The following is a 14,446-nucleotide window of genomic DNA, read 5'->3' on the forward strand; positions in this document are numbered from 1 at the left end:
GCGAACCGGGTGGAAGAGGAACGCGCATGAGCCTGTCCGGCATCGATCTGGTCGTCGTCATCGTCTACGCGATCGGCATATTCGGCCTCGCGCAATGGGTGTCGCGCGACAAGGGCGGCAAGGCCAAGGACAGTTCGGACTATTTCCTCGCCTCGAAATCGCTGCCGTGGTGGGCGATCGGTGCGTCGCTGATCGCGGCCAACATCTCCGCCGAGCAGATCGTCGGCATGGCCGGCTCGGGTTATGCGATCGGCCTCGCGATCGCCTCGTACGAATGGATGGCGGCGCTGACGTTGCTGATCGTCGGCAAGTTCTTCCTGCCGATCTTCCTGCGCAACGAGATCTACACGATGCCGCAGTTCCTCGAACAGCGCTACGGCCCGTCGATCCGCACGCTGATGGCGGTGTTCTGGCTCGGCCTGTACGTGTTCGTGAACCTCACCTCGATCATCTGGCTCGGCTCGATCGCGGTCAACCAAGTCGCCGGGATCAACCAGGACGTCGCGCTGATCGGGCTCGGCCTGTTCGCGCTCCTGTATCAGTTGAAGGGCGGGCTTAAGGCGGTCGCGCTCACCGACATCGTCCAGGTGACTCTGCTGGTCGTCGGCGGGCTGATCGTCTCCGCGCTGGCGCTGCGCGAACTCGGCGGCGACACCGGCATGATCGGCGGCTTCTATCGCCTGACCAGCCAGGCGCCCGAGCATTTCCACATGATCCTGTCGAAGGACAATGCGTTCTACAAGGACCTGCCGGGCATCTCGGTGCTGGTCGGCGGCATGTGGATCGCGAATCTCAGCTACTGGGGCTTCAACCAGTACATCATCCAGCGCGCGCTCGCCGCCAAGTCGCTCGGCGAGGCGCAGAAGGGCATCGTGTTCGCGGCCTTCCTGAAGCTGCTGATGCCGCTTGTGATCGTCCTGCCGGGGATCGCCGCGGTGATCCTCGCGCCCGATCTCGCCAAGCCGGATCAGGCGTATCCGACGATGATGCGGCTGCTGCCCCCCGGCCTGCTCGGGCTGGTGTTCGCCGCCTTGATCGCCGCGATCGTCGCGTCGACCGCATCGAAGATCAATTCGATCGCGACGATCTTCACGCTCGATCTCTACGCCAAGCGCCGCGGTGCGACGTCGATCGCCGAGGATGGTTCGACCAAGGTCTCGGATCCCGCGGTCGAGCGCAATCTCGTCAAGGTCGGGCGGATCGCCGCCGCGGTCGCGATTCTGCTGGCGATGATCACCGCGCGGCCGTTGCTCGGCAAGTCGGACCAGGCGTTCCAGTATATCCAGGAATATACCGGTTTCTTCACGCCCGGCATCGTCGTCATCTTCATGCTCGGACTGTTCTGGAAGCGCGCGACCGAGGCAGGCGCGTTGATCGCCGCGGTCGCATCGTTCGCGATCTCGCTGCTGCTGAAATACGCCGCGCCCGAAATTCCGTTCATGAACCGGATGCTGATCGCGTTCGTGATCGCGCTGATACTGGCGGTGGTCGCCTCGCTGGTCCGCCCGCAATCGAGCGAGGCCAACCGGATCGTCACGCGCGACGTCGACTATACGACGACGCGGGGGTTCAATATCGCGGCGGTCGGCGTGGTGATGATCCTCGTCGCGCTGTATGCAACATGGTGGTGAGTATGGGTTCGTTTATCGCCGTCGACTGGGGCACGACCAACCGCCGCGCGTTCCGGATCGAGGACGGCGAGGTCGTCGCGACCGAACGCGACGATCGCGGCGCGGCCAATGTCGCAGCGGGCGAGTATGAGGCGGAGGTTGCAGGCATCCGCGATCGGCTCGGCGATCTGCCGATGCTGCTCGCGGGGATGGTCGGGTCGAACATCGGCTGGCGAAGCGTTCCCTATGTCGCCGCGCCCGCAGGACTTGCCGAAGTCGCGGCTGCGCTCGACCGGATCGACGACCGGACTGCGATCGTGCCGGGGCTTTCCTACCGCGACGGGCTCCACGCCGACGTGATGCGCGGCGAGGAGGTCCAGTTGCTCGGCGCGGTTGCGGCGGAACTCGTGCCAATGGACGCGCTGCTCTGCCAGCCCGGCACGCATTGCAAATGGGCGTCCGTCGAGGGCGGCAGGATCGCCCGGTTCACCACCGCGATGACCGGCGAACTCTTCGCGCTGCTCCGTGCACACGGCGTGCTCTCGCGCCAGCTCGGCCATTCGGTCGAGCCGGGCGCCGCTTTCCTCGAAGGCGTCGTGGAGGGGGCTCGGCGCGATCTCGCCGCCAGCCTGTTCGCGATCCGCGCGCGCGGTGTACTCGGGATCGCCGACGACGCCCACGCCGCCTCGTTCGCCAGCGGCCTGCTGATCGGCGCGGATACCGCCGCGCGGATCGAACCCGGCGCGACCGTCCACATCCTCGCCGACCCGTCACTCGGCGCACTCTATGTCAGCGCGATCGATGCGCTCGGCGGCCACTCGCACCATATAGACAGTCAGGCCGCGTTCGTGGCCGGCATCACCCGCATCCAGGATCTCGCCGCATGACCACGCCCCGCTTGTCCCCTCACCGCCAAGCCTTCGACGACGCCTTCGCGAAATGCCCGCTGATCGCGATCCTGCGCGGCGTGAAGCCCAACGAAGTCGAAGCGATCGGCGAGGCGCTGGTCGAGGCCGGCTTCACGATCCTCGAAGTCCCGATGAACTCGCCCGATCCGCTCGACAGCATCGCCCGATTGGCGCGCCGGCTCGAGGGACGTGCGGTCGTCGGTGCAGGCACGGTCTTGCGGGTCGAGGACGTCGAGGCCGTCGGCGCGGCTGGCGGCACGTTGATCATCGCCCCCAACGCCAATGTGCGCGTGATCGCGGCGGCGGCGGAGCGCGGCTACGTCGCGCTCCCCGGCATCGCCACGCCGACCGAGGCGTTCGCCGCGCTCGACGCCGGCGCCGCCGCGCTGAAGCTGTTCCCCGCCGAAGCCGCCAGTCCTGCTGTGCTCAAGGCGATGCGCGCGGTTCTCCCCAAGGATACGCGCGTGTTGCCGGTCGGCGGGATCACACCCGAACGCATGGCGGAATGGCGCACCGCCGGCGCCGCAGGCTTCGGTCTGGGCTCGGCGCTGTATGCGTCGGGCATGACCGCAGACGACGTGGGCGCTCGGGCGCGTGGTTTCATCGCGGCGTTGAAGGCAGAATAGCCCGATCACCTAGCGGGGATCGTCTTCGCCGCGCGTTGCGGTTAGGGCGTCGCGATGATGTTCGCCGCTCAGGAACGAGACCTCGCCGCGCTGACCGCAGCGGACCGGTACCGATCGCTTCGCCCGCGACAGGGCGTCGACTTCGCATCGAACGACTATCTCGGGCTGGCCGGGTCGGACCGACTGCGCGGCGCCATGGTCGATGCCCTGCGACGCGGCGTGCCGGTCGGCTCCGGGGGGTCGCGGTTGCTCCGTGGCAATGCACCCGAGCACGAGGCGCTCGAAGCGGACGCGGCCACCTTCTTCGGTACCGCGACGGCGTTGTTCTTCGCCAGCGGTTACGTCGCGAACACGATCTTGTTCGCGACGCTGCCGCAACGCGGCGACCTGATCGTCCACGACGCGCTGATCCACGCGAGCGCGCATGAGGGCATGCGTCTCACGCGAGCGACCTTCGTGGCCGCTGCGCATAACGATGCCAACGCATTCGAGGATGCGATCGTCGATTGGCGCCGATCGGGTGGTACCGGCCGCGCCTGGATCGCGGTCGAGAGCCTCTACAGCATGGACGGCGACCGCGCGCCGCTGGTGGCCTTGGCCGAGATTGCCGATCGACACGATGCAATCCTGCTGATCGACGAAGCACATGCCACGGGCGTGTTCGGCACCCGTGGCCGCGGACTGGCCGAGGGATTCGACGGGCGCGAGAACGTCATCAGCTTGCGCACCTGCGGCAAGGCGCTGGGGTGCGAAGGCGCGCTGTTGTGCGGCCCCACGACGATGCGCGAATTCATCGTCAATCGCGGGCGCGGGTTCATCTTCTCGACCGCGCCGTCACCGCTGATGGCGCTGGCTGTCGGCGAAGCGTTGCGGATCGTGGCGGACGAACCGGCGCGGCGGGAGCGACTCTGGGAGCTGATCGCGACGGCGGAGCGCGTGCTTGCACCCTACGGCGTCGCGGCAACGGGGTCGCAGATCCTGCCGCTGGTGCTGGGGGACGCCGCGCGGACGATGCATGTGGCGGGCGCGATCCAGGCGGCGGGGTTCGACGTGCGCGGGATACGGCCGCCGACCGTGCCCGAGGGCGGGTCGCGGCTGCGGATATCACTGACGCTCAACGCAACGATCGCGGATATCGAGGCTTTGGCTGAAGTCATGGGAGAGGCATTGCGATGACGATCGTCGTTACCGGAACGGACACCGATATCGGCAAGACCGTGTTCGCCGCCGGGCTCACCGCCGCACTCGGCGCACGCTACTGGAAGCCCGTGCAGGCCGGGCTCGCCGATGGCAGCGATGCAGCCTCGGTCGTAGCGCTCGGCGTCCCCGCGGACCGGGTCCTGCCGGAAGCATACCGGCTGACGACCCCATGTTCGCCGCATCTCGCAGCCGAGATCGACAGCGTCACGATCGACCCTGACCGCCTCGCGCTACCTCAAATCGACGGACCACTGGTCGTCGAGGGCGCGGGCGGCGTGATGGTCCCCGTCACGCGCGACCTGATCTTCGCAGACCTGTTCGCGCGATGGAACAAGCCGGTCGTACTCGTCGCGCGCACCGGGCTCGGCACGATCAACCACAGCCTGCTCTCGATCGAAGCGCTGCGCAGCCGCGGCGTACCGATCCTCGGCATCGCCTTCGTCGGCGATGCGGTCGAGGATAGTGAAGCGACGATCGCCACGCTCGGTAAAGTCCGCCGGCTCGGCCGCCTGCCCCGCCTCGATCCGCTCAACGCCGCAACACTGGCGCAAGCATTCAGCGCGAACTTTGACCTGGCGGCGTTCCGATGAGCGACTCTCCCGTCTGGCACCCCTTCACGCAGCACGGCCTGCGCGAGCCGATCCCGCTGGTCACGCATGCCGAGGGCGCCGCGCTTTACACCGCCGACGGCCGGCGGATCGTCGATGCGATCTCGTCCTGGTGGGTGACCACACATGGCCACGCCAACCCGAAGATCATGGCGGCGATCGCCGAGCAGGTGGGTAAGCTCGACCAGATCATCTTCGCCGGCTGGACGCACCAGCCAGCCGAAGACCTCGCGCGCGGCCTGACCGCGATCATGCCGCCGGAACTGACCCGTGTGTTCTTCTCGGACTCAGGCTCGACCAGCGTCGAGTGCGCGCTGAAGATGGCGCTCGGCTATTGGCTCGATCGCGGCGAAGATCGCCACCGCATCCTCGTGCTGGAGCACGGCTATCACGGCGACACGATCGGCGCGATGTCGGTCGGCGCGCGCGGCGTCTACAACCGCGCCTACGCGCCGTTGCTGTTCGACGTCGGCACGATCCCCTTCCCCGCCGCCGGGCACGAACAGGCGACACTCGACGCGCTGGAGGCCGCCTGCGCCGAGCATCCCGCCGCGTTCATCGTCGAGCCGTTGCTGCTCGGCGCCGGCGGGATGCACATCTATTCCGCGCACATCCTTGCCGAGATGCGGCGGATCTGCACGCGCCACGACGTCCTGTTCATCGCCGACGAGGTGATGACCGGCTGGGGCCGCACCGGCACCTTGCTCGCCTGCGAACAGGCCGGCGTCGTGCCCGACATCCTCTGCCTGTCGAAGGGCCTGACCGGCGGCGCGATCCCGCTCGCAGTGACGATGGCGACCGAGGCGATCTATCAGGCGCATTACGGCACCAATCGGGCGCGGATGTTCTTCCACTCGTCGAGCTACACCGCAAACCCGATCGCCTGCGCCGCCGCCAATGCGAACCTCGCGATCTGGCGCGACGAGCCCGTTCGCGAGCGGATCGCCAACCTCGCCACACGCCAAGCCTCGCGGCTGGCCGCGCTTGCCGAGCACCCCCGCATCGCCAACGCGCGGCAGATCGGCACGATCACCGCTGTCGAGCTCCGCGGCGAGGACGGCTATCTGTCGCAGATAGGCCCGCGCCTACTCGCGTTCTTCGCCGAGCGCGACCTGCTGCTCCGCCCGCTCGGCAACACCGTCTACGTCATGCCGCCCTATTGCATCGAAGACGCCGATCTGGACCACATCTATGCGGCGATCGCCGAAGCATGCGATGCAATCCGGCATTGATCCTGACGTTCTTGCTGCACTGCAGCAACAAATGATGTACGTGCGACGTTGAGATAAGATCGCGGCCGAGTACGCTGGCGACGAAAGGCTCGATTACCGTGAGAAACATCGCCGATACCCTCGCCCGCATGGCGCGCGCCGGAGCGCCGATCCCGCGCGACACCGCGCCCAGCCGCCTGACGCCGCTGTCTGAGTTCGGGACCAATCCGGGCGCGCTGCTCGGCTTCAGCTATGTTCCCGCCGACCTGCCAGCAAACGCGCCGCTGGTCGTTGTCCTTCACGGCTGCACGCAGACCGCGGCGGGCTATGATCACGGTTCAGGCTGGTCGAAGCTCGCCGATCGCGCGGGCTTCGCGCTAGTATTCCCCGAGCAGACGCGCGCGAACAACCCGAACCGCTGCTTCAACTGGTTCGCCTCGGAGGACACCGCACAAGCCGGCGGCGAGGCCGAATCGATCGCGCAGATGACCGAGACGATGATCGCACGCCACAACCTCGACCGCAGCCGCGTGTACGTTACCGGACTGTCGGCGGGCGGCGCGATGACGATGGCGATGCTCGCCACACGGCCGGATCTGTTCGCCGGTGGTGCTGTGATCGGCGGGCTAGCCTACGGCACCGCGACCGGCGTGTCGCAGGCGCTCGACCGGATGCGCGGGCATGGCGACACCAGCGATACCGCACTGGTCGACGCGGTCCGCAGCGGCGCTCGTGGCCACGACGGACGCTGGCCGACGCTCGCGATCTGGCACGGCGGCGCGGACGCGACGGTGAGCGTGGCGAACGCGGACACGATCGCGCGGCAGTGGCGCGGCGTCCATGGCGTCGACGTCAAATCGATGCGCACGGAGCAGATAGGCACCGCCGTCCACCGGATCTGGTCGGATGTGGAGGGGCGTCACGTCGTCGAGGACTGGACCGTGCCGGGCATGGGCCACGGCACGCCGATCGATCCGTTACGCGGCGAGCGACTGGGGGCCGCGGGACCGTTCATGCTCGACGTCGGGATATCGAGTACCGCGGTGATCGCGAAGTCCTGGGGTCTGGTTGCGTCGGCGAAGGCGGAGACTGTGGTCAAGCCGGCACCAGTCGAACGCGTTGCCAAGATCGCGATCCCCGTGCCGCCAAAACCTGCGTCGAAGCCACGCGCCGAAGCCCCCGCCGGTCTCCAGGCGACGATCGAGAACGCCCTCCGCGCTGCTGGGTTGATGCGGTAGAATGGAGCCAGGGTGGGGTCGGACGTCAACGCGCGCCAAACCCCACCCGTCATCCTGACGAAAGTCAGGATCCAGAGCCATAAGGGCTACCATCCGTTACCCTGGATCCTGACTTTCGTCAGGATGACGGAGTGGTTGGGAAGGGTCGCGCGACCAGGACCCGTTCACACCGCATCGCGCCCTGATCCTCCCCCGCCAGGGGGAGGTGGCAGGCATCAGCCTGACGGAAGGGAGGATTAGACGACATCCGTTGCATGTCCTCCCATGCGTCGCCTTCCCTACCAGGAGGAGGATCGACGCGAGTAATCGACAAGCCGCCTAACCCGGCTAAAGCCAGCGGATGACGTCCACCCCGCCCCGCCCCTGGCGCACCGAGTTCGCCGCCACACTGAAACTCGCCTGGCCCCTGGTAGCGACGAATCTCGCGCAGGCACTGGTCGGCGCGACCGACGTCGCGATGCTCGGGCGGCTCGGGTCGGACACGCTGGCGGCGGCGACGCTCGGCCTGAACCTCTACCTCGTCTTCCTGATCTTCGGGATGGGCCTCACCACCGCCGCCGTCCCGATGATCGCACGCGAGCGCGGCGCACGCCCGCACGCGGTGCGTGATATCCGGCGGACCGTGCGCCAGACGATCTGGGTCGCCGCGACGCTCTGCATTCCGTCATGGATCATCCTGTGGAATGCCGAGACGATCCTCGTCCACCTGCTTGATCAGGATCCACTGCTAGCGCACGAGGCGGCACGCTTCGTCCGCGCAGTGATGTGGGGAATGCTACCCAGCCTCTGCTTCCTCGTACTCCGCGCGTTCGTCGCCGCGCTCGAAAAACCCGCTTGGTCGCTGGTCGTGATGGTCGGGCTGCTGGTCGTCAACGCCGGGCTCAACTGGCTGCTGATCTTCGGCCATGCGGGTCTCCCCGCGCTCGGCCTGCTCGGCTCGGGCATGGCGAGCAGCATCGCCAACGGCCTCAGCTTCGTCGCGATGGCGGCGGTCATCGTCTATGCCAAGCCGTTCCGCCGCTATCGCCTGCTCGGCCGCTTCTGGCGCAGCGACTGGCCGCGATACCGCGCGGTCTGGAAGCTCGGCCTGCCGATCGCGATCACGCTCGGGTTCGAGTCGACCGTGTTCATAGCCGCGGTGTTCCTGATGGGGCTGCTGGGCACCGTACCGCTCGCCGCGCACGCGATCGCGATCCAGATCGCCAGCGTCACCTTCATGGTCCCGCTCGGCATCGCGCAAGCCGCCACCGTCCGCGTCGGTCTCGCCTCGGGTCGCGGCGACCGCGCCGGGATCGGGCGTGCCGGCTGGGCGGCGTTCGCGATCGGTGAAGGCTTCATGGTGCTGACCGCAACGCTCCTGATCCTAGCCCCGCAAATGCTGATCGGCATTATCCTCGACGTCGAAGCGCCCGCCAACGCACCCGTCGTCACGCTGGCGATCTCGCTGCTCGCGGTCGCCGCGGTGTTCCAGGTGGTCGACGGCGCGCAGGTGATCGGCGCAGGCATGTTGCGCGGACTGGGCGATACCAAGGTACCGATGCTGTTCGCGGCGATCGGCTATTGGGGCATAGGAATCGGCGTCGGTGCATGCCTAGCGTTCGGGCGCGGCTGGGGCGGAGTCGGCATCTGGACCGGGCTCGCGACCGGGTTGGCGGTAGTCTCGGTGCTGATGATCGCCCGATGGCAGGCGCGCGAGCGACTTGGGCTCGGCTAAGGCTCGCTTGGTCTCTTCGTCCGACATTTCTGATACATAGTCGTCCCGTTGTGTTAACATGTGTTATACAAACGGAGCCTGACATATGCCGGATCAAGACCGCATCGTCGCGATCGGACTGCTCACGCAGCGCGACGTTTTCGCGCTCGGCCATGACCTGTCGCGCGTCTATCCGATCGATGAGATGCCGTGCTTCGGCGCGCTGCTCGGCGCGATCGACGACGCCGACCGTGCGTTCCACCGCGCCCGCGATGCCCAGCGGCTCGCCATTCCAATCCAGCGCAGCGCAACCACGCTCGCATAGCGGCGTTCGAGACCCGCTGCCCCGCGGAGATCGATCATGACGCTGCCTACCGAAATGCTGCTGCTGGGCTGGTCGACGGTGCTGCTGTTCGCGTACGTCATGATCCAGGGACAGACCGCGACACGCGACCGCGGACTCGACTGGAACGCAGGGCCCCGCGATGGCGAGCAAAAGCCGCTCGGCGAGATGGCCGGTCGCGCCGAACGCGCGCTCAAGAATTTCCAGGAAACCTACCCGGTCTTCATCGCGCTCGCGCTGGGGCTGGCAGTCACCGATCGCACCGGCGGTATCGGTGCGATCGGTGCATTGCTCTGGTTCGGCGCCCGGATCGCCTACATCCCGCTCTATCTGTTCGGGATCAAGTATGTCCGCAGCCTGTGCTGGACGGTGTCGATCCTCGGCCTGCTGCTGATGCTGATCCGCTTCCTCTAAGGCCTAACCGCGCAGCGTACGGATGATCGCCGAAAAATCCAGGCCACCCTGCCCGGCCTCGGTAAACGCTTCGTAACGCTCGGCCGCCTTCGCGCCCATCGGCGTATCCGCCCCGGTGTCCTTCGCGGCCGCCATCGCAAGCCGCAGATCCTTCAGCATCAGCGCCGCCGCGAAACCGCCCTGATAGTCGTGATCGGCCGGTGTATCCGGGCCGATACCGGGGAGCGGCGCGTACGTCGTCATCGACCAGCTCTGCCCCGACGCCACGCTGGCGATGTCGTAGAACGCCTGCGCATCGAGCCCGAGCTTCTCCGCCAGCACGAACGCCTCGCAAGTCGCGATCATCGTCGCGCCGAGGATCATGTTGTTGCAGATCTTCGCCGCCTGCCCCGCACCGTTCGCGCCGGCATGGATTACCGCCTTGCCCATGTCGGCGAGGATCACCTGCGCCCGGTCGAACGCCTCCGCCGAGCCACCGACCATGAAGGTCAGCGTCCCCGCATTCGCCGCGCCGATCCCGCCAGAGACGGGCGCGTCGACCGCGACGAGCCCCTTGGCCTGCGCGGCGGCAGCGACCTGCTTCGCGGTGGCGACGTCGATCGTCGAACAGTCGATCAGGATCGCGGACGGCGACGCGACGCCGAACACCGCGTCATAGACCTCGGCGACATGCTTGCCAGCGGGGAGCATGGTCACAATCGCCTCGGCACCGTCGGCGGCTTCGGCAGCGGACGCGACCGGCAGGCATCCGGCGGTCCTCGCCTTGTCCAGCGCGTCGACGCTCAGATCGAACGCGCGAACGTCGTGGCCCTTCTTCGCGAGGTTCGCCGCCATCCCGCCGCCCATGTTGCCGAGCCCGATGAAACCGATCCGTGCCATGTTCTCTCTCCTAATCTTGCTCCCCTCCCGTTCACGGGAGGGGATGGGGGAGGGGCGTGCCTCACAAACCGGACGCCGGTACGTACGTCGCGCCCTCCCCTAGCCCCTCCCGCAAGCGGGAGGGGGACTACGATCATTTCCCCGTCCAGGTCCCGGCGCGCTTCTCGACAAATGCGGCCATGCCTTCGCTCTGGTCCTCAGTCCCGAACAGCCCGTGGAACAGTCGCCGCTCGAACTGCACGCCCATCGCGAGCCCGGTCTCGAACGCTGCGTTGACCATTTCCTTGTTCGCCAGCACCGCCAGCGGCGCCATCGCCGCGATCGTGGTCGCCGTCTTCACCGCCTCCTCGACCAGATCGTCCGCCGGCACGATCCGCGACACCAGCCCGGCGCGCTCGGCTTCGGTGGCGTCCATCATCCGCCCGGTCAGGCACATCTCCATCGCCTTGGCCTTGCCGACCGCGCGCGTGAGGCGCTGCGACCCGCCCATCCCCGGCGACACGGCGAGCTTGATCTCCGGCTGCCCGAACTTCGCGGTATCGGCAGCAAGGATGAAGTCGCACATCATCGCCAGCTCGCACCCGCCGCCGAGCGCATAGCCCGCCACCGCCGCGATGACCGGCTTACGCGTCCGCGTGAAATTCTCCCAGCCCGCGAAAAAGTTGCTCGCGTACATCTCGGCGAAGCCCTGCGACTGCATCTCCTTGATGTCCGCCCCCGCCGCGAACGCCTTGGCCGAACCGGTCAGCACCGCGCAGCCCTGCGACGCATCCGCATCGAACGCGGCGAATGCGGCGATCAAGTCAGCGAGCACCTGCGAATTGAGCGCGTTCAGCGCCTGCGGCCGGTTCAGCGTGACGAGCGTGACGCCACCGCGCTGCTCGACCAGGATCGTTTCGTATTCGGCCATTCCAAACCCTTCTAATTTCGTCACCCCAGCGGAAGCTGGGGTCTCATCATTATCGGGAGACCCCAGCTTCCGCTGGGGTGACGTGCTGTTCTTTTAGCCCGGCGTCCACGCCTCATGCTCCGGCAACGGCGCGAAGATCTGGTCGATCACGTGATCGGTCACATCCTCGGGCGTCGCCGGATCCCAGCGCGGCGCATTGTCCTTGTCGACAATCACCGCGCGCACGCCCTCGATAAAGTCATGCCGCTGCACGACATGCGCACCAACGGCGTACTCCTGCCGCATCTCGTCCGCAAAACTCGCCATCCCCGCGCCCTCGTGGAGCAACCGGAGCGACACCTTCATGGTCTGCGGCGACTTCGTCCTCAGCGTCGCGAGCGTCTGCGTTGCCCACTCGCCGCCATCGGCGTCGAGCGCAGCATAGATCTCCTCCAGCACGTCCGACGCGAAAAGCCGGTCGATCTCGCCCTTGCGAGCCAAGATCTTCGCGTCGGGTGCCGACGTGGCCAATGCGTCCAACACGCCCGCAATATCCTGCGGCGTCTCCGCGATCCGCGCCTTGGCCGTATCGAACGTATCGCTCGCAAGAAAATGCGTCGCCAGCCCGAGCGCGAGACACTCCGCGCCATCGAGCCGGTGCCCGGTCAGCGCGAGATACTGACCGATCCGCCCCGGCAACCGCGACAGATACCAGCCGCCGCCGACATCCGGGAACAGCCCGATCCCCGTCTCCGGCATCGCGAACTTGGTGTTCTCAGTCGCCACTCGGAACCGGCACGGCAGTGCAAGGCCGACGCCGCCACCCATCGTGATCCCGTCCATGAACGCGACGATCGGCTTGGCATAGGTGAACAGCCGATGGTTCATGCGGTACTCGGCATGAAAGAACGCGCGCGCCTCGACGCCATCGGTCGCGCCCGAGGCTGCAAGCAAGCGGATATCCCCGCCAGCGCAGAACCCACGTCCCTCAGCATGATCGACCACGATCGCCTCGACCGCCGCATCGCCACGCCACGCCTCCAGCGCCTCGAGCACGCCATCGCACATCGCCAGGTTCAACGCATGCAATGCCTTCGGTCGGTTCAACCGAATACGGCCGACAGGCCCTTCACTCTCGACGATCAGATCATCGGTCACGCGTTCACCTCCAAAACACCCTCTCCGCGCCTCCGCGTCTCCGCGTGAAAAAAATCTTGGTTCACGCGGAGACGCGGAGGCGCGGAGCAGAAGAAAAGAGCAAAGCTGCGCGGACTCACTGCCGCGTCAGTTCGCGACCGACGATCATGCGCATGACCTGGTTCGTGCCTTCGAGGATCGAATGCACGCGCAGATCACGCCAGAAACGTTCGATCGGGTAGTCCTGCAGATACCCGTAGCCACCATGCAGCTGCAACGCACGGTCGACCACCGACGAGCCGGTATCCGTCGCCAGCCGCTTCGCCATCGCCGCGAACTTGGTCTTGTCGGGCGCGTTCGCCGTTACCTTCGCCGCCGCCATATACAGCAGCGCCCGCGCCGCCTCCAATTCGGTCGCCATGTCCGCCAGCATGAACTGCGTGTTCTGGAAATCCGCGATCGCCTTCCCGAACTGTTTCCGATCCTTCGTATACGCGATCGCCTCGTCGAGACACCGCTGCGCCCCGCCAAGCGAGCACGCACCGATGTTCAGACGCCCGCCATCGAGCCCCATCATCGCGATCCGAAAACCCTCGCCCTCACCCCCGACCATGTTCGCCGTTGGCACCCGGACGCCGTCGAAGATCACCTGCCGCGTCGGCTGCGAATGCCAGCCAAGCTTCTTCTCGTTCGCGCCGAACGACACGCCCGGCATGTCTTTCTCGATCACGAGGCACGAGATGCCCTTCGGCCCATCCTCACCGGTACGGACCATGGTGACATACACCTCGTTCTCGCCTGCGCCCGAGATGAACTGCTTCGAGCCGGTCACGATCCAGTCGTCGCCATCCCGTACCGCCCGCGTCTTCAGCGCCGCCGCGTCGGAACCCGACCCCGGTTCGGTCAGGCAGTAGCTCGCCAGCCGGTCCATCGTCACTAGATCGGGCAGATACTTGTCCTTCACCGCGGTCGACCCGAACCGATCGATCATCCACGCCGCCATGTTATGAATGCTGATGAAAGCGGACGTCGAAGGGCACCCGTAAGACATCGCCTCCATGATCAGCGCCGCCTCGAGCCGCCCGAGCGCGATCCCGCCGCTGTCCTCACTGACATAGATCGCCGCAAACCCGAGCTCGGCCGCCGCCTTGATCGTCTCGCGCGGGAAGATGTGCTTCTCGTCCCACTCGGCCGCATGCGGCGTGATCCGGTCGGCGGTGAACCGGCGTGCCAGCTCCTGGATTTCGCGCTGGTCGTCGGTGAGGTCGAACTGGTTGGTCACGAGGAAGCTCCATTGGCTTTTGCGTCTGCGGTCAATCCGACCAGATCCCATTGGTTGCCGTACAGGTCGGCGAACACGACGACCCATCCATAGGGCTCGTCGCGCGGCGCTTCGACGAAATCAACGCCGTTGGCTTTCAGCGCCGCGTAAGATACCCAGAAATCGTCGGTGTTCAGGAAATAAGAAACGCGCCCGCCGCCAGCCTTGCCGATCGCCGCGATCTGCTCATCGCCAACCGCCTTGGCGAGCAGCAGCGCCGAACCGCCGCCCGGGGCTGCGACACGCACCCAGCGCTTGCCGCCGCCCAGATCGCTATCCTCGACCAGTACGAAGCCCAGCGTACCGACGAAATACGCAATCGCTTCGTCATAATCGCGAACGACGAGGGCGACGGTTGCCAGGCGCACC

The 14,446-nt window shown here is 66.8% G+C and carries 15 protein-coding genes; 10 read left to right on the forward strand and 5 right to left on the reverse strand.

Annotation, left to right across the window (positions count from 1 at the left end):
- The first annotated feature begins 26 nt into the window (after positions 1 to 26).
- From IFT67_RS06810 to IFT67_RS06855, 10 genes are all read left to right on the forward strand, one after another.
- Entirely contained in the window at positions 27 to 1,631 is a 1,605-nt protein-coding gene (locus tag IFT67_RS06810; protein ID WP_192145739.1) for a sodium/sugar symporter, read from the forward strand.
- Between the two features lie 2 nt (positions 1,632 to 1,633).
- The gene (locus IFT67_RS06815) at positions 1,634 to 2,497 is read left to right on the forward strand and encodes a 2-dehydro-3-deoxygalactonokinase (protein WP_244647188.1); all 864 of its coding nucleotides are present in this window, start codon (positions 1,634 to 1,636) and stop codon (positions 2,495 to 2,497) included.
- Positions 2,494 to 3,144: a 2-dehydro-3-deoxy-6-phosphogalactonate aldolase gene (locus IFT67_RS06820; protein ID WP_192145743.1), complete on the forward strand. Its 651-nt coding sequence runs from the start codon at positions 2,494 to 2,496 to the stop codon at positions 3,142 to 3,144. Before IFT67_RS06815 ends, IFT67_RS06820 begins: the two co-directional genes overlap by 4 nt.
- A 54-nt stretch (positions 3,145 to 3,198) precedes the next feature.
- The gene (locus tag IFT67_RS06825; protein WP_192145745.1) at positions 3,199 to 4,320 is read left to right on the forward strand and encodes an 8-amino-7-oxononanoate synthase; all 1,122 of its coding nucleotides are present in this window, start codon (positions 3,199 to 3,201) and stop codon (positions 4,318 to 4,320) included.
- The gene (gene bioD / locus IFT67_RS06830) at positions 4,317 to 4,934 is read left to right on the forward strand and encodes a dethiobiotin synthase (protein WP_192145747.1); all 618 of its coding nucleotides are present in this window, start codon (positions 4,317 to 4,319) and stop codon (positions 4,932 to 4,934) included. The genes IFT67_RS06825 and bioD overlap by 4 nt, the downstream gene beginning before the upstream one ends.
- Positions 4,931 to 6,184, forward strand: a complete 1,254-nt coding sequence (bioA, locus tag IFT67_RS06835; protein WP_192145749.1) for an adenosylmethionine--8-amino-7-oxononanoate transaminase — start codon at positions 4,931 to 4,933, stop codon at positions 6,182 to 6,184. Before bioD ends, bioA begins: the two co-directional genes overlap by 4 nt.
- 98 nt (positions 6,185 to 6,282) lie before the next feature.
- Positions 6,283 to 7,401: an extracellular catalytic domain type 1 short-chain-length polyhydroxyalkanoate depolymerase gene (locus IFT67_RS06840; RefSeq protein WP_192145751.1), complete on the forward strand. Its 1,119-nt coding sequence runs from the start codon at positions 6,283 to 6,285 to the stop codon at positions 7,399 to 7,401.
- A 340-nt stretch (positions 7,402 to 7,741) separates the two neighbouring features.
- Positions 7,742 to 9,115 carry an MATE family efflux transporter gene (locus tag IFT67_RS06845; protein ID WP_192145753.1) on the forward strand — a complete coding sequence of 458 codons (1,374 nt, stop codon included), beginning with the start codon at positions 7,742 to 7,744 and terminating at the stop codon, positions 9,113 to 9,115.
- An 85-nt stretch (positions 9,116 to 9,200) separates the two neighbouring features.
- Positions 9,201 to 9,419 carry a hypothetical protein gene (locus tag IFT67_RS06850; protein ID WP_107954376.1) on the forward strand — a complete coding sequence of 73 codons (219 nt, stop codon included), beginning with the start codon at positions 9,201 to 9,203 and terminating at the stop codon, positions 9,417 to 9,419.
- A gap of 36 nt (positions 9,420 to 9,455) precedes the next feature.
- Entirely contained in the window at positions 9,456 to 9,851 is a 396-nt protein-coding gene (locus IFT67_RS06855) for an MAPEG family protein (protein ID WP_192145755.1), read from the forward strand.
- 3 nt (positions 9,852 to 9,854) lie between these two features.
- Here IFT67_RS06855 and mmsB read toward each other — a convergent pair whose 3' ends face one another.
- The 5 genes from mmsB to IFT67_RS06880 all read right to left on the reverse strand — a co-directional run bounded on the left by mmsB (position 9,855) and on the right by IFT67_RS06880 (position 14,445).
- Entirely contained in the window at positions 9,855 to 10,730 is an 876-nt protein-coding gene (gene mmsB, locus IFT67_RS06860) for a 3-hydroxyisobutyrate dehydrogenase (protein WP_192145757.1), read from the reverse strand.
- Positions 10,731 to 10,863: 133 nt separating this feature from the next.
- Positions 10,864 to 11,640, reverse strand: a complete 777-nt coding sequence (locus IFT67_RS06865; protein WP_192145759.1) for an enoyl-CoA hydratase — start codon at positions 11,638 to 11,640, stop codon at positions 10,864 to 10,866.
- A gap of 93 nt (positions 11,641 to 11,733) precedes the next feature.
- The gene (locus IFT67_RS06870) at positions 11,734 to 12,777 is read right to left on the reverse strand and encodes a 3-hydroxyisobutyryl-CoA hydrolase (protein ID WP_192145761.1); all 1,044 of its coding nucleotides are present in this window, start codon (positions 12,775 to 12,777) and stop codon (positions 11,734 to 11,736) included.
- Between the two features lie 115 nt (positions 12,778 to 12,892).
- A complete protein-coding gene (locus IFT67_RS06875; RefSeq protein ID WP_342450574.1) occupies positions 12,893 to 14,038 on the reverse strand; it encodes an acyl-CoA dehydrogenase family protein in 1,146 nt (381 codons plus the stop codon).
- Positions 14,035 to 14,445, reverse strand: a complete 411-nt coding sequence (locus IFT67_RS06880) for a VOC family protein (protein WP_342450575.1) — start codon at positions 14,443 to 14,445, stop codon at positions 14,035 to 14,037. The genes IFT67_RS06875 and IFT67_RS06880 overlap by 4 nt, the downstream gene beginning before the upstream one ends.
- Position 14,446 lies beyond the last annotated feature (1 nt).

Origin of the sequence: Sphingomonas sp. CFBP 13728 (assembly GCF_014841895.1) — a bacterium.
In the GTDB taxonomy this organism is placed as follows: domain Bacteria; phylum Pseudomonadota; class Alphaproteobacteria; order Sphingomonadales; family Sphingomonadaceae; genus Sphingomonas.